The organism is Azohydromonas caseinilytica, assembly GCF_012927045.1.
GTDB lineage: Bacteria > Pseudomonadota > Gammaproteobacteria > Burkholderiales > Burkholderiaceae_C > Azohydromonas > Azohydromonas caseinilytica.
The window spans coordinates 34182-51382 of the sequence record NZ_JABBFW010000015.1 but is presented as its reverse complement, the minus strand read 5'-3'; the positions used below and the strand labels follow the sequence as shown (position 1 = coordinate 51382).

At 72.1% G+C, this 17201-nt stretch carries 14 protein-coding genes and 1 riboswitch; of the genes, 7 read left to right on the top strand and 7 right to left on the bottom strand.

Going from position 1 to position 17201, the window contains the following annotated elements; translation table 11 throughout:
- Positions 1-135 precede the first annotated feature (135 nt).
- Complete coding sequence (locus tag HHL10_RS19265; RefSeq protein WP_169162024.1) at positions 136-615, bottom strand: YybH family protein; 480 nt, start codon at positions 613-615, stop codon at positions 136-138.
- Positions 616-781: 166 nt separating this feature from the next.
- The gene (locus HHL10_RS31040) at positions 782-1204 is read right to left on the bottom strand and encodes a universal stress protein (protein WP_169162023.1); all 423 of its coding nucleotides are present in this window, start codon (positions 1202-1204) and stop codon (positions 782-784) included.
- Between the two features lie 217 nt (positions 1205-1421).
- Between HHL10_RS31040 and HHL10_RS19255 the strand changes: the two genes are divergently transcribed.
- From HHL10_RS19255 to HHL10_RS19245, 3 genes are all read left to right on the top strand, one after another.
- The gene (locus tag HHL10_RS19255; RefSeq protein ID WP_310734633.1) at positions 1422-3998 is read left to right on the top strand and encodes a cation-translocating P-type ATPase; all 2577 of its coding nucleotides are present in this window, start codon (positions 1422-1424) and stop codon (positions 3996-3998) included.
- Between the two features lie 329 nt (positions 3999-4327).
- Positions 4328-5707, top strand: a complete 1380-nt coding sequence (locus HHL10_RS19250; RefSeq protein WP_169162021.1) for an MFS transporter — start codon at positions 4328-4330, stop codon at positions 5705-5707.
- Between the two features lie 181 nt (positions 5708-5888).
- Entirely contained in the window at positions 5889-6311 is a 423-nt protein-coding gene (locus HHL10_RS19245) for a universal stress protein (RefSeq protein WP_169162020.1), read from the top strand.
- A 98-nt stretch (positions 6312-6409) separates the two neighbouring features.
- Here the strand turns inward: HHL10_RS19245 and HHL10_RS19240 are convergent, their stop codons facing one another.
- From HHL10_RS19240 to HHL10_RS19220, 5 genes are all read right to left on the bottom strand, one after another.
- Entirely contained in the window at positions 6410-9220 is a 2811-nt protein-coding gene (locus tag HHL10_RS19240; protein ID WP_169162019.1) for a cation-transporting P-type ATPase, read from the bottom strand.
- Between the two features lie 194 nt (positions 9221-9414).
- Positions 9415-10110, bottom strand: coding sequence for a GTP cyclohydrolase II (gene ribA / locus HHL10_RS19235; protein ID WP_169162018.1), 696 nt, complete (start codon positions 10108-10110; stop codon positions 9415-9417).
- A 72-nt stretch (positions 10111-10182) separates the two neighbouring features.
- Complete coding sequence (locus HHL10_RS19230; protein ID WP_169162017.1) at positions 10183-10680, bottom strand: 6,7-dimethyl-8-ribityllumazine synthase; 498 nt, start codon at positions 10678-10680, stop codon at positions 10183-10185.
- A gap of 87 nt (positions 10681-10767) precedes the next feature.
- Positions 10768-10921: riboswitch (FMN riboswitch) on the bottom strand.
- 142 nt (positions 10922-11063) lie between these two features.
- Positions 11064-12749 (bottom strand): DnaB-like helicase C-terminal domain-containing protein, encoded by a 1686-nt coding sequence (locus HHL10_RS19225; RefSeq protein ID WP_169162016.1) that lies wholly within the window; start codon positions 12747-12749, stop codon positions 11064-11066.
- A gap of 92 nt (positions 12750-12841) precedes the next feature.
- Complete coding sequence (locus HHL10_RS19220) at positions 12842-13624, bottom strand: DUF3750 domain-containing protein (protein WP_169162015.1); 783 nt, start codon at positions 13622-13624, stop codon at positions 12842-12844.
- A 218-nt stretch (positions 13625-13842) separates the two neighbouring features.
- Here HHL10_RS19220 and HHL10_RS31035 point away from each other — a divergent pair, with 218 nt between their 5' ends.
- From HHL10_RS31035 to HHL10_RS19205, 4 genes are read left to right on the top strand one after another with little or no spacing between them, the layout of a single operon-like run.
- Entirely contained in the window at positions 13843-13971 is a 129-nt protein-coding gene (locus HHL10_RS31035; RefSeq protein WP_259373266.1) for a hypothetical protein, read from the top strand.
- Positions 13972-13980: 9 nt separating this feature from the next.
- Positions 13981-14850, top strand: coding sequence for a c-type cytochrome (locus HHL10_RS19215; protein ID WP_169162014.1), 870 nt, complete (start codon positions 13981-13983; stop codon positions 14848-14850).
- A 15-nt stretch (positions 14851-14865) separates the two neighbouring features.
- Complete coding sequence (locus HHL10_RS19210; RefSeq protein WP_169162013.1) at positions 14866-16260, top strand: cbb3-type cytochrome c oxidase subunit I; 1395 nt, start codon at positions 14866-14868, stop codon at positions 16258-16260.
- Positions 16260-17039, top strand: a complete 780-nt coding sequence (locus HHL10_RS19205) for a CbbQ/NirQ/NorQ/GpvN family protein (RefSeq protein WP_169162012.1) — start codon at positions 16260-16262, stop codon at positions 17037-17039. Before HHL10_RS19210 ends, HHL10_RS19205 begins: the two co-directional genes overlap by 1 nt.
- Positions 17040-17201 lie beyond the last annotated feature (162 nt).

Here is a 17201-nt window from a genome sequence, read left to right as displayed (position 1 = left end):
GCCCAACCGATGGCCCTGCCTTGAGCGTTCGCAATTGAGGGAGCGCCCGGGCCAGGGATGGCCGACGCCACAGGGTTCGGCGCCTGCCGCCGGCGCAAGTCCTGCGCCAGGAGGCGACCGGCCTCGGCACGGATTTCACGGTCGGGGCACCGGAGCCGAGGCCGCCGCTGCCGGCGTGGCCGGCTGTACCGACTGGTGGTGGTGCACGATCAACCACCCCTGCGGCTCCCTCCTGTAGACGAAGCTGACCCGGGCCAGCGTCGCAACCTGGCGACCGTCGAGCAACTCCTGGTCGATGCGGATGTCGGCCGAGCGCACGACCACGTCACCGTAGGCCTGCACCAGCTGGTTCGTCGGCGTGATGTTGCGCGACCTGGAGTTGGTTATCGAACGCCGGTAGTAGGCGCGGATGGCGTCGCGGCCCTGCAGGCGCGGCAGCGCCAGCAGCGGAATGAAGGACGCGTCGGGCGCGAACAGCGACGCGATGCGGTCCGCGTCACCGTTGCGGTAGGCCTCGATGTAGAGCTGCGGCAGCTGCTCGACGTCGGCCACCTGCGCTGCGGTGCCCCCCGCGAAGAGCCCGCAGGCAAGAAGCAAGGCGGTAGAGAACTTCATGTGTACTGCCCCAGGGTGTACGTCGCGGCCATCGTCACCCCACCGGCATCCCAGGACTTGATCGGCAGCAAGGCAAGGGCGTCGCAGCCGCCCCACGAAGGCGAGGCCCCCCGCGGGTGAGGCATGGAAGGCGCCGGAGCGCTCCACGGCCGGAAACCGAGCCTCTTCAGCGAAACACCAGCAGGGGCGTCTTGGCCTGCGCCAGCACCTGGGTCACGACCGAGCCCAGCACGGCGTTGCCCAGGCGGCCATGGCCGTGGCTGCCCATGATCACCAGGTCGAAGTGCTGGACGGCCGCCATCCGGGCGATTTCCCGTGCGGGGCGGCAGACCTTGTGCACGAACCTGGCGTCGATGCCGTGCCGATGCAGGAACGTGCGCACCGGGCGCAGCACCGCCTCGGCCTGGCTGTCGTAGAGCGCACGCACGGTGGGCGGTGGAGCCAGGGCGGCTGCGCGATGCGGCAACGGCTCGATGCCGTGGAAGACCGTGTACTGGTGCGAATCACCGCGCCACATGGCCTCACTGACCAGATGCGCCAGCATCCGCTTGGAGCAGGCACTGCCGTCAACAGCGACGAGAATCTTCACGAACGGCCTCCGCTTGGCGGGTGCGACAGCGCCGTGCGCGTCGGCACGGCAAGCCCGCGCAGCCCGTCCCGCGCAGGCTTGCGAGCGTCGAGAATCATTGTGCCGACCCGGGCGGCTGACGTGCGCCTGCCGGCATCCGCAACGGCCGCCACGGAGGGACACCATGCCAGCGTCCGGTCCATCGAATCGCCCTCCCTTGACGCCACCGGACGCCCCCGTGGCGGCGCAAGAGCCGGCGCGCCGCAGCGGTGGGCTGTCCGGCCGGGAGGCCGCGCGCCGGCTGCGCGACGAGGGCCCCAACGCGCTGCCGCAGGCGGCCCGGCGCACCACCTGGCGCATCGCCGCGGAAGTGGCGCGGGAGCCGATGCTGCAACTGCTCGCGGCGGCGGTCGTGGTGTACCTGGTGCTGGGCGACCGGGCCGAGGCCGCGATGCTGCTGGGCTTCGTGGCGCTCATCGTGGCCATCACGCTGATCCAGGAGCGCCGCACCGAACGGGTGCTGGAGGCGCTGCGCGATCTCACCAGCCCCCGCGCCATGGTCCTGCGCGACGGCCGGCACCAGCGCATTGCCGGGCCGGAAGTGGTGCGGGGCGACGTGATCGTGCTGAAGGAAGGCGACCGCGTGCCGGCTGATGCCTGGCTGCTGTCGGCCAACGACCTGAGCATCGACGAATCGCTGCTGACCGGTGAGGCGCTGCCGGTGGCCAGGGTGGCCGCACCGGGCGGCTTGGCGCCCGGCGCGCCGACGCGCCCCGGCGCCAATGCGGCGTCGCAGGTCTTTGCCGGCACCCTGGTCGTCGGCGGCCAGGGCGTCGGCTGCGTGACGGCCACCGGCAGGAACAGCGAGATCGGCCGCATCGGCCTGACGCTGGGCGGGCTCGATCCCGGGCCCACGCCGCTGCATGCCCAGACACGGCGCCTGGTGCGCGTGTTCTCGGCACTGGGCCTGGGCGTGAGCCTGCTGGCGACGCTGCTCTACGCCCTCACGCGCGGCGACTGGCTGGCCGCGGCGCTGGCGGGCATCACGCTGGCGATGTCGATGCTGCCGCAGGAGTTCCTGCTGATCCTGACGGTCTTCATGGCCACGGGCGCCTGGCGCCTGTCGCGGCAACGCGTGCTGACCCGCCGCTCGGCGGCCATCGAAGCCCTGGGCGCCGCCACGGTGCTGTGCACCGACAAGACCGGCACGCTCACGCTCAACCGGATGAGCATTGCCGAGCTGCACGCCTGGCATGCGGGCGCGCTGCGGGGCTGGAGCGCCGCGCAGGACGATCTGCCCGCAGCCTTCCACGAACTGGTCGAGGTCGCGCTGCTGGCCAGCGAGCGGGAGCCCTTCGACGCGATGGAGAAGGCGCTCCACGAGCTCGCCCGCAGCAGGCTGCCCGAGGCCCGCCGGCACCCGGACTGGCGCCTGGTGCACGAGTACCCACTGACGGCGGAGCTGCCGGCCATGACGCATGTCTGGTCGGCCGGCGACGATGCCCATGGCATCGTGGCGACCAAGGGAGCCCCGGAGGCGGTCGGCCGCCTGTGCCGGCTGCCCGCCCAGGAGCTGCAGGCCTTGCGGACGGCGGCACAGACGCTGGCCGAGCGCGGACAGCGCGTGCTGGCGGTGGCCCGGGCGGAATCCGTCGGCACGGCCTGGCCCGAGTCGCCCCTGGGCTTCCAGTGGTCACTGCTCGGCCTGGTGGCTCTGGCGGACCCCCTGCGCCCTGGCGTGGCGCCCGCCGTCCAGGAATGCCGGCAGGCCGGCATCCGGGTGGTGATGATCACCGGCGACCACCCGGGCACCGCGCAAGCCATCGCCAGGCAGGCCGGCATCGACAGCGCACCGGCCGTGATGACGGGAGCGGACATCGCCACGCTGGACGAGGCCGCGCTGCGCCAGTGCGTGGCCCGCACCACCGTGTTCGCCCGCGTCCTGCCGGAACACAAGCTGCGCATCGTCCAGGCCCTGCGGGCCCGGGGCGAGGTGGTGGCCATGACCGGCGACGGCGTCAACGACGCCCCGTCGCTCAAGGCGGCGCATATCGGCATCGCGATGGGCGAACGCGGCACCGACGTGGCGCGCGAGGCCGCGGCACTGGTGCTCCTCGATGACGACTTCGGCTCGATCGTGAAGGCGGTGCGGCTGGGCCGGCGCATCCATGACAACCTGCGCAAGGCCATGTCCTTCGTGCTGGCCGTGCACGTGCCCATCGCGGGCCTGGCGCTGCTGCCCTTGCTGCTGGGCTGGCCGGTGCTGTTCCTGCCCGTGCACATCGCCTTTCTGGAGCTCGTGATCGACCCGGTGTGCTCGATCGTGTTCGAGGCCGAGCCCGAAGAGGAGGACCTGATGCGCCGCCCGCCCAGGCCCGTGGAGGAGCCGCTGTTCTCCCTCGGCGCGATGGCCTGGAGCCTGTTGCAGGGCGGCTGCGTGCTGCTGGCGGTGGCCGGGCTGTACATGGGCCTGCTGCGCACCGGCATCGCCGAGGGCGAAGCCCGGGCGAGCGCCTTCCTGGCGCTCGTGCTGGCGGATTTCGGGTTGATTCTGGCCTGCCGCTCGTTCCGCGCCCGTCTCGGGCCGACGCTGCGCCGGCCCAACCAGGCGCTGTGGCTCATGCTGGGCCTGACCACGGCGCTGCTGGCCGTGGTGCTTGGCTTGCCGGCGATGCGGGGGATGTTCCATTTCGCCGCCCTGCAGCCCGCCTCGCTCGTCACGGCGCTGGCGCTGGGCCTGTCGGTGCTGCTGCTGCTCGATGGGCTCAAGCCGGTGGGAGAGCGCATCCTTGCGCGCCGGCCCGGGAAGGGCTGAGGCACGGGCGCACGGCCACCGACGTGCGCGCCTCCGGGCAACCCTGCCACGGCCCCATCAGGCAGAAGCCGCCGTGGAATGCGATCGGCGAGGGGCTTCAGCCATGAAGCTCGCCGTCTCGCTCCCTTTGAGCTTGCGGGCACGGGAGCTGCCTGATGAGCGGTCAAGCTCAATGCGGTTGACTGGAGTCCCCAAAAGAAGATGAGCCTCGGCCCGCTCCGGCTTTCGCTGTCATGGCGGGCGGTCGTTCCCATCTCGATCCTTCGGGCACGCGCCGATGGAGAAGCGGCCTGCGACTTCGGCACCCACGTTCAAGGACGGGCAGATCCATGTCGCCACCTTCCATCACCCTGGCAACGACCCGCCTGGGATCACGGCCCGACCCGCAGGGCCCGGCCTCGCCGGGCATCACCATCGAACAAGGCATCCGAGCCGCCGGGGTCGGCCGGTTCCAGTACCGGCTCTTCGCCGTTTTCGGCCTGGTCTGGATGGCGGACGCGATGCAGGTGCTCTCGATCGGCTTCACCGCGCCCTCCATCGCCGCGACCTTCGGCATTCCCGTGCCCACGGCGCTGCAGACCGGGACGCTGTTCTTCATCGGCATGCTCGTCGGGGCCTTCGTGTTCGGCCGCCTGGCGGACCGGATCGGCCGCCGCCCCGTGCTGATGATGTCGGTGATCGTCGATGCGGCTTGCGGTGTCGCGTCGGCCTTTGCGCCGGAGTTCCAGTGGCTTCTGATCCTGCGCTTTCTCACCGGCATCGGGGTCGGCGGCACCTTGCCCGTCGACTACACCATGATGGCCGAGTTCCTGCCGTCCGACCGGCGCGGCCGCTGGCTGGTGCTGCTGGAGTCCTTCTGGGCCGTCGGCACGATCCTGCTCGCCGTCCTGGCCCTGGTCGCGGTGTCGCGGGGCGCGGATGCCTGGCGGCTGATCTTCTTCGTGACCGGCATCCCGGCCCTGGTCGGCGTGGTCTGCCGCTTCTTCATCCCGGAGTCCCCGCTCTATCTGCACAAGGCAGGGCGCTCGACGGAGGCGCGCGCCGTGCTTCAGCGCGTGGCGGCCGCCAATCGGGTGCCCGTGGACATTGGCACCCTGACGCCTCAGCGGATGGAGCGCAAATCGGTCTTCGCGCTGTTCGCGGCCGGCTACCGGCGCCGCAGCCTCTGCCTGCTGGCCGCCTGGATGCTGATCTCGATCGCGTACTACGGCGTCTTCGTCTACCTGCCCGTGAAGCTGGCGGGCCAGGGTTTCGGCTTCATGCGGGGCCAGGTGTTTCTGATCCTGCTGGCGCTGGTGCAACTGCCGGGGTTCGCGCTGTCCGCCTACGGCGTCGAGCGCTGGGGCCGCAAGCCCACGCTGATCGGCTTCCTGCTTCTCAGCGCGGTGGGCTGCCTGCTCTACAGCCTGGGCCAGGCTCCGGCCCTGGTGGTCGGCTCCACGCTGCTGATGAGCTTTGCGCTGCTGGGCACCTGGGGCGCGCTCTACGCCTTCACGCCCGAGGTCTATCCGACCGATCTGAGGGCCAGCGGCATGGGCGCCGCCGGTGCGGTGGCACGCTTCGGCGGCCTGTTTGCCCCGGCCCTCATCGCGCCGGTCATGGCGACCCGATTCACGCTTGCACTGTTCCTGCTTTCGTCTTTCCTGGTGGTGGCGGCGGTCGCGATCCGGATGGTGGATATCGAATCGAGGAACCGCGCGCTCGACTGAGAAACCTCCGCGCAAGGCGGTGACGCGCTGCGCCGGCCCGGGCCCTCCGTACGCGCGGGCGGCCGGCGCAGGAACTGGCCCCGGCCGGCGCTGTCGAACCCGGGCCGCCGTCTTGCCCGTCGGGGCCCGCAGGCCCTATCTCGCGGCACGGCGGCCCATCCAACCTGCCATGAGGAGTGACATGAAGATCCTGTTGCCCGTTGACGGAAGCGATTCCACCACCAAGGTGCTGGAGTACCTGGCCACGCACGAGGAGCTGTTCAGCAAGGCCCACCAGTACACCGTGCTCTACGTCACCCCGGCGGTGCCGCCGCAGGTCAAGCGCATGCTGCCCAGGGAAGACATCGAGGGCTACTACCAACAGGAGATCGAGAAAGTCATCGCGCCGATCCGCGCCCAGCTCCAGGAACGGGGCTTCGAGGTGAGCTTCAAGGGCCTGGTGGGCCGCGCGCCCGACGTGATCTCGCAGCTGGCGACCTCGGAGGGCTACGACATGCTGATCATGGGCTCGCACGGCCACAGCGCGCTGGGCAACCTGATCCTGGGCTCGGTGGTCACGAACGTGATGGCCAACACGAGCACGCCGGTGCTGGTGATCCGCTGACGGGCCATTGCTCCATGGCGCCCGCAGCCGCGCCGTGAAGGCCCGGGGCCCGCTGCCGCGGGCCCCGGGCGGCGGGCCTGCGCGCCCGGCGGCCCGGCTCAGTCCAGCGCGCCCAGGCGCCGCAGCAGCGCCTTCTCCAGCTCCAGCGCCACCAGCAGCGCCACGCCCACGGCCACGATGCGCAGGCCCACGGCCGGCGCCAGCGCCTCGGTGTGAAACAGCGCCTGCATGAACGGCGCGTAGGTGAACAGCAGCTGCAGGGCGAACACCCCGGCCACGGCCAGCAGCACCCGCGGCGTGCCGCGCACGCCCTGCAGCGTGAAGGAGCGCGCCTTCAGGTAGCGCACGCTGAACAGGTAGAACACCTCCATGCACACCAGCGTGTTGACGGCCGCGGTGCGGGCCGCCTCCACGTCGGCGCCCTGGCGCACCATCCACTCGTACATGCCGAACACGCCGGCCAGGAACAGCGCCGACACCAGCACGATGCGCCAGACCAGGAAGCGCGACAGCAGCGGCTCGCCGCTGGGGCGCGGCGGGCGGCGCATCACGTCGGCCTCGGTGGGCTCGAAGGCCAGCACCATGGCCAGGGCCACGGAGCTGACCATGTTCACCCACAGCACCTGCGCCGGCAGGATCGGCAGCGCCACGCCCAGCAGCACCGCCAGCAGCAGCGTCAGCGACTCGCCGCCGTTGATGGGCAGCAGGAATGACACCGTCTTCTTGAGGTTGTCGTAGACGGTGCGCCCTTCCTCCACGGCATGGGCGATGGAGGCGAAGTTGTCGTCGGCCAGCACCATCGCGCCGGCCTGCTTGGCCGCCTCGGTGCCCTTCATGCCCATGGCCACGCCCACGTCGGCCTGCTTGAGCGCCGGGGCGTCGTTGACGCCGTCACCGGTCATGGCCACCACCTCGCCGCGGGCCTGCAGCGCGCGCACGAGGCGCAGCTTGTGCTCGGGGCTGGCCCGGGCGAACACCCGCGTGTCGGCCACGACGCGGCGCAGCGCGGCGTCGTCCACGGCCTCGATCTCCGGGCCGGTCACGGCCTGGAGGTTCTCGCCCATGCCGAGCTGGGCCGCGATGGCGCTGGCCGTCACGCCATGGTCGCCGGTGATCATCACCACGCGGATGCCGGCCTCGGCGCAGCGCGCCACGGCGCGCACCGCCTCCTCGCGCGGCGGGTCGATGATGGCCACCAGGCCCAGCAGCGTCAGCCCGGCGGCGATGTCGCCATGGTCGATGTCCCGCCGCGCCTCCGGGAAGGCACGCCAGGCCAGCGCCAGCACGCGCCGCCCGGCGCGGGCCTGGGCCTCGACCTGCGCCTGCCACCAGGCCAGGTCCAGCGGCTCCTCGCGCCCCTGCGGCCCGAGCTGCGCGGCGCACATCGCCAGCACCCGCTCGGGCGCGCCCTTGACGAAGGCCTCGGCCGCCGGCCCGGGGCCGGCGCCCGCATGCAGCGTCGCCATGTAGCGGTACTCGGACTCGAAGGGAATGAGCTCCAGGCGCGGGCGCTCGATGCGCAGCTCCGCCGGATTGAGCCCCGCCTTCATCGCCAAGGTCAGCAGCGCGCCCTCGGTGGGGTCGCCGGCCAGCAGCCAGCGGCCCTCGCTCTCGTGCACGCTGGCGTCGTTGCACAGCGCCGCGGCCACCGCCAGGCGGGCCGCGGCCGGAGCGCGCTCGGCCAGGCCGGCCGGGTCCAGCGCGCTCCCGTCCAGCTTGATGGCGCCCTGGGGCGCATAGCCGGCGCCCTCGACCTCCAGCGTCCGCCCGGCGCAGATGACCTGTTGCACGGTCATCTCGTTGCGCGTGAGGGTGCCCGTCTTGTCCGAGCAGATCACCGTCACCGAGCCCAGCGCCTCCACCGCCGGCAGGCGCCGGATCACGGCATGGCGGCGCGCCATGCGCTGCACGCCGATGGCCAGCGTGATGGTCAGGATCGCGGGCAGGCCCTCGGGAATGGCCGCCACCGCCAGGCCCACGGCGGCCATGAAGGTGTCACTGACCGGCAGCCCGCGCACCAGCGTGCCGAAGGTGAACAGCAGCACCGCCACGCCCAGGATCACGAAGGTGAGCTGCCGGCTGAAGACGGCCATCTTCTGCAGCAGCGGCGTGGTGCCCTCCTCGACGGCGGCGAGCATGCGGCCGATGCGGCCGATCTCGGTGTCGGCGCCGGTGGCCACCACCACCGCACGCGCCTGGCCCTGCGTCAGCAGCGTGCCGGCGTAGCCCATGCACTGGCGGTCGCCGATGGCGGCGTGGTCGGCGACGGCCTCGGGCGCCTTGTCCACCGGCACCGACTCGCCGGTAAGCGCCGACTCGTCGATGCGGCAACCACGCGCCTGCAGCAGCCGCACGTCCGCGGGCAGGCTGTCGCCCGAGGCCAGCAGCACGATGTCGCCGACGACGAGATCGGCCGCGGCGACGTCATGCTGGCGGCCGTCGCGCAGCACCACCGCGTGCGGCGAGAGCAGGTGCCGGATGGCCTGCAGCGCCTTCTCGGCCTTGCCTTCCTGCACGAAGCCGATGACGGCATTGAGCAGCACCACGGCCCCGATGACGGCGCTGTCCACCCAGTGCCCCATCAGGCCCGTGACCAGCGCCGAGGCCATGAGGATCTGCAGCAGCAGGTTGTTGAACTGGCGCGCCAGCCGCAGCAGCAGGCTGGGCGCCTCGGCCTCGGGCATGCGGTTGGGCCCGTTCGCCGCCAGCCGCCGCGCCGCCTCGGCCTGGCTCAGGCCATGCGGGCCCGACTGCAGCGCCGCCAGCACCGCGTCGGCATCGGCCGCGTGCCAGGCCACGCCCTGCGCTCCCGACCCCGACGCGCGCGACGCCCTCCCCGGCTCATGCTCCCGGGCCGGGGGTGGCGCTGAAGATGCGCGGGTAACGGGATCGATCTCGTGCAGGGACATCCATTGCTCCTTTGGCGGCGTGGCGCCGAGCCCCCGGCGCAGGGTGCGCGGCAAGGCTCCATGGCAGGAGTGGAGGCCCTGCCCGCGGCCCGGGTTCCCCGGACCGGCGCAGGCCTTTGATACAGAGCAATTCGGATGGTGAATGAGCGCGCCGGCGGCACCGCGCGGAGCGGCGCACCGGCACACCCGAGCGGTCAGCCGGCCAGCGCTTCGCCCGACAGCGGCAGGGGCGCGGCCTCGGCGGGCGCGGCCGGCATGGCGACGCCGGCCTCCTGCAGCAGGTGCCCCAGGCGCTCGCGCTTGGTGGCGAGGTAGCCCGAGTTCTGCGGATGGGCGCCGGCCTCGTGGCGCTCGCGCTCGACGATGTCGATGCCCTGCTCGCGCAGCGCCAGCAGCTTGAGCGGGTTGTTGCTCATGAGCCGGATCGAGCGCACGCCCAGTTGCTTCAGGATGGCCGCCGCCGCCTCGTAGCGCCGGGCATCGACCGGATGGCCCAGGGCGACGTTGGCATCGACCGTGTCCAGGCCCTGGTCCTGCAGCGCGTAGGCGCGCAGCTTCTGCGCCAGCCCGATGCCGCGGCCCTCGTGGCCGCGCATGTAGACCACCACGCCCTGGCCGGCCTCGGCAATGCGCGCGAGCGCCAGCTGCAGCTGCGGGCCGCAGTCGCAGCGCAGCGAGCCCAGCAGGTCGCCGGTGAGGCATTCCGAGTGCACGCGCGCCAGCACGCCTTGCGCGCCGGCAAGCTCGCCCTTGCGGATGGCCAGGTGCTCCACGCCGGCGCTGCGGTCGAACCAGGTTTCGAGAATGAATTCACCGTGCGGCGTGGGCAGCCGCGCACTCGGGCCGCGCTCGACGCAGGGTTGGAGGCAGTCGGGAGAGTCGGATTTCATGGTCGTCAAGGTAGCGGTCGCCCGGGGCGGCGTGAAGCGTGGCGTAAGCATTGCATCACGCCGCGCGCCGGATCAGCGCGTGAGCGCGTCGAGCTGGCGCAGGCTGCGCAGCGTGGCCAGGCAGGCGGAGGCCACTTCCTCGCCCTTCTTCACGAAGTGGCTGGCGAAGAAGGCGCGATGCTCCTCATGCTCGTGGAAGTCGCGCGGCGTGAGCACCGCCGAGAACACCGGCACGCCGGTATCGAGTTGTACGCGCATCAGGCCGTCGATCACGGCGCTGGTGACGAACTCGTGGCGGTAGATGCCGCCGTTGACGATCAGCCCGCAGGCGATCACGGCATCGAAGCAGCCGGATTCGGCCAGCTTCTTGGCGTGCAGCGGGATTTCGAACGCACCGGGCACGGCGATGTGCGTGAGCGTGGCGGCGGGGTCCACGCCCTGGCGCACCATCTCGGCGGCCAGGCCCTCGTGCGCGCGCTCGACGATGTCGCGGTGCCAGGAGGCGCTCACGACGGCGATGCGCAGCCCGGCTGCGGTGGTTTGGGAGGAAGAAGCAGAAGACTGATTCATGGGTCCGGGAAAGACGTCGGTGGCCAGAATCAGGGCGCATGCACGCGCTCACGCAGCAGCCCGCCATGCGGCCAGCCACCACGGCAAACGCGATCTCTTTCATCCGGACTGTGACCGTCGGCCCTGGCTTCTCACCAGGTCTGCTGACCCCGGTGCCGGGAGGCACCGGGCGCTCGCGGGCTCCCGCGGTCAAGCCGCGGATACCGCCGGTGGGGAATTGCACCCCGCCCTGAGAACGCTTGCCGGCACCGCATTTCCGCGGCACCGGCCTGGACATTTTACGGCTTCGCTATATCCCGGCGCAGCGTCCGGCATTGCACGCCGCGCGGCGCCGCGGGATCAGGCCCTGAGCCTCGTTTCCGGCTCAACCACCGTCGCGTGGCTCAGGTGGCCCCGGGCGGCACGGGCGCCTGCGCGTGGCGGCGGAACACCTCCAGCGCCGCCGCGGCACCCTCCTCGACCGCCACGGCGCCCGGCCGCGGCATTTCCTCCATCGCGTGGCAGGCCGGGTCGTGGCGCAGCGTCACCTCGGCCGAGCCGACACGGTGGCCCGGCAGCCGCAGGCGCAGCGGCCGGGCCTGGCTGGCCGGGTCGCTCGCGTGCTCGGATTCCAGCGCCAGCACGGTGTCGGCGGTCGGAACCACGGCCCGGACCTCGGACAGCGCCCGCGCCGCCTCGGACGGCACGGGGTGGTCCAGCGCGCGCAGCACCAGCACGGCCGCGCCGGTGCCGCGCGCCAGGTCCTTGCAGGCCGCCGCCAGCGCCAAGGGGCGCCGAGCCGGGTCCGGATGCGCGTCGATGGCGGCCACCCCGGTGCTGAGCAGCGGCAGCGGGTCGATCACCACCAGCGGCACGCGCCCGGGCCGCGCGGCCCGGGCGCGGCGCACCCACGCGGCGACCTCGGCCAGCGTGGTGGCGGCGCCGGCCTCCCAGAGTTCCAGGCACTGGCCTTCCCGGGCCAGGTAGTCCTCCAGCGCCGCAGCCACGCGCTGCGCCTCCTCGGCCGTGAGCGAGCGCGCCTCGATGCGCCGCGCGTCCAGGCCCAGCCGGCGCGCCAGGGCAGCCTGGACGAGCTGCTCGCGCGCCATGTCGTAACCCACGTACAGGGCCGGGTGCCCCTGCGCCGCCGCGTGCTCCAGGCAGATCGCGGCCAGCGTCGTCTTGCCGCCCCTGGGCGGCGCCAGCAGCGCCAGCAGCCGCCCGCCACGGAAGCCGCCATGCAGCAGCGCCGTCAGCCCCGGAAAGGGCGTGGGCACCACGGCCGCGCCCGCCGGCCGGGCCAGGGCGTGAAACAGCTCCTGGCGCAGCCCGGCCAGCGGCCCCGGCACCGGGTTGGCCGGCGCCGCGGTGTCGGTCGGAGCCAGGGCCGTCGGCTCAGCGGCCCCCTGCGACGCTTCCATGCCCTGCGCCGGTCGGGTGGGCGCCTCGGCCGGCGGCGCCAGGCGCTGGCGCAGCCGCCCGGCGGCTTCCCTGAAGGCGTCCAGCGGGATCGGTTCCAGCCGCGCCAGCAGTTCGGCCTGCTTGTCGAGGTTGGGCGGGATGTCGATGCCCGCCTCCTCGGTGAAGGACGGCGCCAGCCCCGGCGCGATGAACACCGCCCACAGCCCCGTGCCGCGGTGCAGGCCCGGCGGCAGCGCCACCGTGGGCGCTTCCCCGACGGCTTGTTCACCCTCGGCGGGATGCAGGCCCACCGCCGGCAGATCCTTGAAGTAGCTTTGTTGCAGCAAGGCCAGGAAGGCCTGCGCCTCGCCCACCGGCACCGGCTCGGCCAGCGGCAGCCACAGCTGGAAACCCTCGCGGCCGTTCACGGAGAAGGCCGGTTCGGGCAGGCCCAGCTCCTCCATCAGCGCCTTGCCCAGCTGCAGCAGCGCGGCGCAGTGCGCGCTGCCCTGGCCGCGGCTCACGCCGTCGAAGCCGATCACCATCAGCCGCGTCCGGCCCTGGTCGTCCACGAGCGTTGCGGCGGGTGCGTCCTGGGCGTGGAGCTGGTGTTCGAGCGCGGCCGGGTCGGCGTCGGCGTCGGCGGGCAGGAGGAACAGGCGGCGGAATTCGGCGATCAGGCGTTGCATGCGGAGTGCGGCCGATGGTCAGTGGGAAATGACCTTGAAGGCTGACCGCATTGTCACGGCGCGGGGAGGCGCCGACAGCTCGCCGCGCCCGCTCACATCGCGTCCGGCCCGCCCAGCAGCCCCGGCGCCGCCTGCGCCACACCCGGCGCGGGCTCGGGCCTGTAGCTGCCGATGCGTCCCACCAGCGGCAGCTTCAACCCGTTCGGGCTGAGGCCGAAGTTCAGCCCCAGCAGGTTGAACTCCACGCCGTCCACCAGGCTGGCGGCGACGCCGAACAGCCCGCCCAGCGACAACTGAAAACCGTGCCCGCTGGGCGCGGTGCCCCAGAGGGCGCTGCCCAGGTAGTCCTTGCCGATGGCCGTGGCCGGCAGGTCCAGCTCCAGCTCGGGCACGGCGCGGCTGATCCAGGCGGTGAAGGTGTTGGAGTTCGGCCCGGGCCAGACCCGGTACTCGCCGGCGTAGGGATAGCTGCGCACGGCGGCGTCGATGCGCTGGATGAGCTGGTCCACCCCGGCGCCGCGCTTCTCGGCATAGAGCTCGGGCTCCGAGCCGAACCAGCGCGCGTCGGGCGCGCCCTCGCGCCGGACCACCACGTTGTCGGTCCAGCGCAGCCGCCAGCCCACCACCTCGTACACCGTCCAGGCGGGAGCGGCCGTGGGTTTCACGGCCACCCAGGTGTGCACGCCGAACCAGCCCTTGGTACCCACGGTGCGGGCGCCGTAGACCTGCACCATGGCTTCCCGCACCTGCGCCGGGTCCGGCGCCAGGCCGACCGGCTCGCGGCTGGCGGTGCGCCAGTCGGCGCTGGCGGCGGCCGGCCAGGCGACCAGCACGGCAAGGCTCAGCTTCGACAACAGGGCCAGGCGGCGGGGCATCGATCTCTCCATGCAAGGCAAACCCCGCAGTGTGGTGCAGCGGCCCATCTCCGTCCCGCCAGGGCGGTTACCCCCGGAACGGCAGCGGCGCGGCGCCGGTCCCGCCACCGCAGCGCCCCCAAACGCGGCCCACCCGAATGAACGAGATAGCCCATTTCCGGCATAGGGATTGCCGCCTCGGGCCGCGGCGCTCCGGCCGCGACTCGGGAGGCCTCTCGATGGACACACCGACCAAGGGCCACGGCCCGCTCAAGGCCGCGGCCGCCGTGGTGCTGGCGCTCATGGCGCTGGCCATGGGCTGGGGCGCCTATGTCTCCATGGCCCACTGGGCCGGCATCGGCGTGTAGGGGCGGCCGATGGACAAGCGCGGAGCACGTTTCTTCGCCATTGGTGCCACGGCCCTGTCCGCGCTGGTGTTTGGGGCGTTGACGCTGGACAGCCACCGGCAGTTCGACAAGCTCACCAACGCCCAGAACCTCACGCCGCAGGTCGTGTCCGGCAAGGACGTCTGGCACAAGTACAACTGCATCAACTGCCACACCCTGTTCGGCGAGGGCGCGTACTACGCGCCCGACCTGACCAAGATCACCCAGCACCGCGGCGAGGCCTACCTCACGGCCTACATGCGCGACCCTTCGCGCTTCTACGACGAGCAGCGCCACCGGCGCCTCATGCCGCGGCAGAACCTGTCGGAGCAGGAGATCAAGGACCTGATCGTGTTCCTCGACTGGGTCAGCAAGGTGGACAACCAGGGCTGGCCGCCGCGACCGATCCTGGTCACCGGCGCAACCATCCCCGGTACCGACCTCAGCGCCGAGCAGCGCCGCCAGGGCCCCAGCCCCGGCACGCCGCAGACGCTGCCGCCGGGGGCGCGGCCGGTCACGCCCGAGCAGGACCCGATCGCGCTGGGCCAGGCGCTGTTCCGCTCGGTGCAGCCCGCGTGCAACGCCTGCCACTCGGTGGCCCCGGGCGTGAACCTGGCCGGGCCGTCGCTCTCGGGCCTGGCCACGCGCGCGGCGCAGACCGTGGCCGACCCCGGCTACAAGGGCGGCGCGCGCGACGCCGCGGGCTACATCCGCGAGTCCATCGTGCAGCCCAGCGCGCACCTGGTGCCCGGGGCGATGTACTCGGCCAACGGCCAGTCCTTCATGCCCAACACCTACGGCAGCAGCCTGCAGCCGCAGCAGATCGACCAGCTCGTGGCGTACCTCGCCACGCTCAAGTGAGCACAGGGAGACGCCATGAGATACCGCTCGCAGGCCGTGGCCTATTGGTACTTCGCGGTGGCGATGCTGCTGTTCGGGCTGCAGCTCGTGTTCGGGCTGCTGTCGGCGGCCAAGTACCTGGGGCCCGATCCTCTGCTCTACATCCTGCCCTTCGACGTCACCAAGATGATCCACACCAACCTGCTGGTGGTGTGGGTGCTGACGGGCTTCATGGGCGCGACCTACTGGATGGTGCCCGACGAGAGCCGCACCGAGCTCTACAGCGTCAAGCTGGCCTACGTGCAGCTGGCGCTGTGGGTGGTGATGGGCGTGACGGCCGTCATCGGCTACCTGTTTCGCTTCGGCACGGGCAACAAGCTGCTGGAGCAACCATTGCCGCACAAGCTCGTGATCGTCGTCGTGATGCTGATGTTCCTGTGGAACGTCCTCATGACCATCCGCAAGGGCGGGCGCTTCACGGCCACCGAGGGCGTGCTGCTGCTGGGCCTGGCCGGCGCGGCGGTGCTGTACCTGCCCTCGCTGCTGGACTTCGACAACTACACGGTGAGCATCTTCTACCGCTGGTGGACGATCCATCTTTGGGTCGAAGGCGTGTGGGAGATGATCCAGGGCGGCTTCCTGGCCTACCTGCTCATCCGCCTCTCCGGCGCCGACCGCGAGGTGATGGAGAAGTGGCTCTACGTGATCGTGGGGCTGGTGTTCATCGCCGGCATCCTGGGCACGGCGCACCACTACTACTGGGTGGGCGTGCCGCACTACTGGCTGCCCATCGGCGGGCTGTTCAGCGCGCTGGAGCCGCTGGCGCTGGTGGGCATGGCCATGTACGCCTACGCCGCGCTGCGGCGCTCGGGGCTGGCGCATCCGAACACGCTGGCGCTGCACTGGACGCTGGGCAGCGCGGTGTTCACGCTCTTCGGCGCGGGGCTGCTGGGGCTGGCCCACACCTGGCCCGGCGTCAACCAGTGGACGCACGGCACGCTCGTCACGGCCATGCACGGCCACGCGGCGTTCTACGGCGCCTACGCCATGATCGTGATGGCCATGATCAGCTACGCCCTGCCCGCGTTCGCGCCGGGGCGGCCCGAGCAGGGCACGGCCCTGGGCTACTGGGCCTTCTGGCTGCAGCTCGTGGGCATGTTCGGCATGACGCTGTCCTTCGCCACCGCCGGCATCGCGCAGGTGTACCTGGAGCGCATCATGGGCCTGGGCTACCTGGACGCGCAGCTCAAGATCCAGGTGCACTTCCTGATGCTGATGGCCACGGCTGGGCTGTTCACGGTGGGCGCGGGGCTGTTCATCTGGGACTTTTTCCGCCACGCGCCGCGGCTGCAGGTGCTGGCCGAGGATGAGCCCGCCACCACTGCCGCCGCGGCGGCCGCGCGCGTGGGCGCGCAGCGCCGGCCGGCCTGATGGGCGAGGCGCCCTTCTACCTGGCGCAGGGTGACGAGTGCGCGCTGTTCGAGCGCTGCCACGCGCAGCGCCTGGCCGTGCTGCTCAAGGGCCCCACGGGCTGCGGCAAGACGCGCTTCGTGGAGCACATGGCCTGGCGCCTGGGGCGTCCGCTGGTGACGGTGGCCTGCCACGACGATCTGGCGGCCAGCGACCTCATCGGCCGCTATCTCGTGCACCACGACCGCACCGCCTGGCACGACGGGCCGCTGGCGCGCGCGGTGCGCGAGGGGGCGATCTGCTATCTCGACGAGGTGGTGGAGGCGCGCCAGGACACGGTGGTGGTGCTGCACGCGCTCACCGACCACCGGCGCATCCTGCCCATCGACAAGACCGGCGAGCAGCTCGCGGCGCCGCCGGAGTTCATGCTGGTCCTGTCTTACAACCCGGGCTACCAGCGCCTGGTCAAGGACCTCAAGCCCAGCACGCGGCAGCGCTTCGTGGCGCTGGAGTTCGACTTCCCCGCGCCGGCGCAGGAGGCGCGCGTGGTGCAGCGCGAATCGGGCTGCGCCGACAGCGACGCGGCGGCGCTGGTGCAGCTGGCGCAGCGGCTGCGGCAGCTGCAGGCGCAGGGGCTGGCCGAGGTGCCGGGCACGCGGCTGCTGGTCGCGGCGGCGCGGCTGGTGGCCGCCGGCACCGACCCGCGCACCGCCTGCCGCGTGGCGCTGCTGGCGCCGCTGTCGGACGACCCGGTGCTGCTGCAGGCCATGCAGGAGCTGGTGGATGCGAGCTTCGCGTAGCTGCCGCTCAGAGGGACCAGATGGAACTCCCGAACGCGGACAACCCCATTCGGACTGCATTGCTGTCCGGGACGAGTAGTGGCCTCACCGTGGTCCGGAGGCTGAAACGCCACGCCCTCTGTTCCGTCATTCCCGCGCAGGCGGGAACCCAGGCGGTCCCCG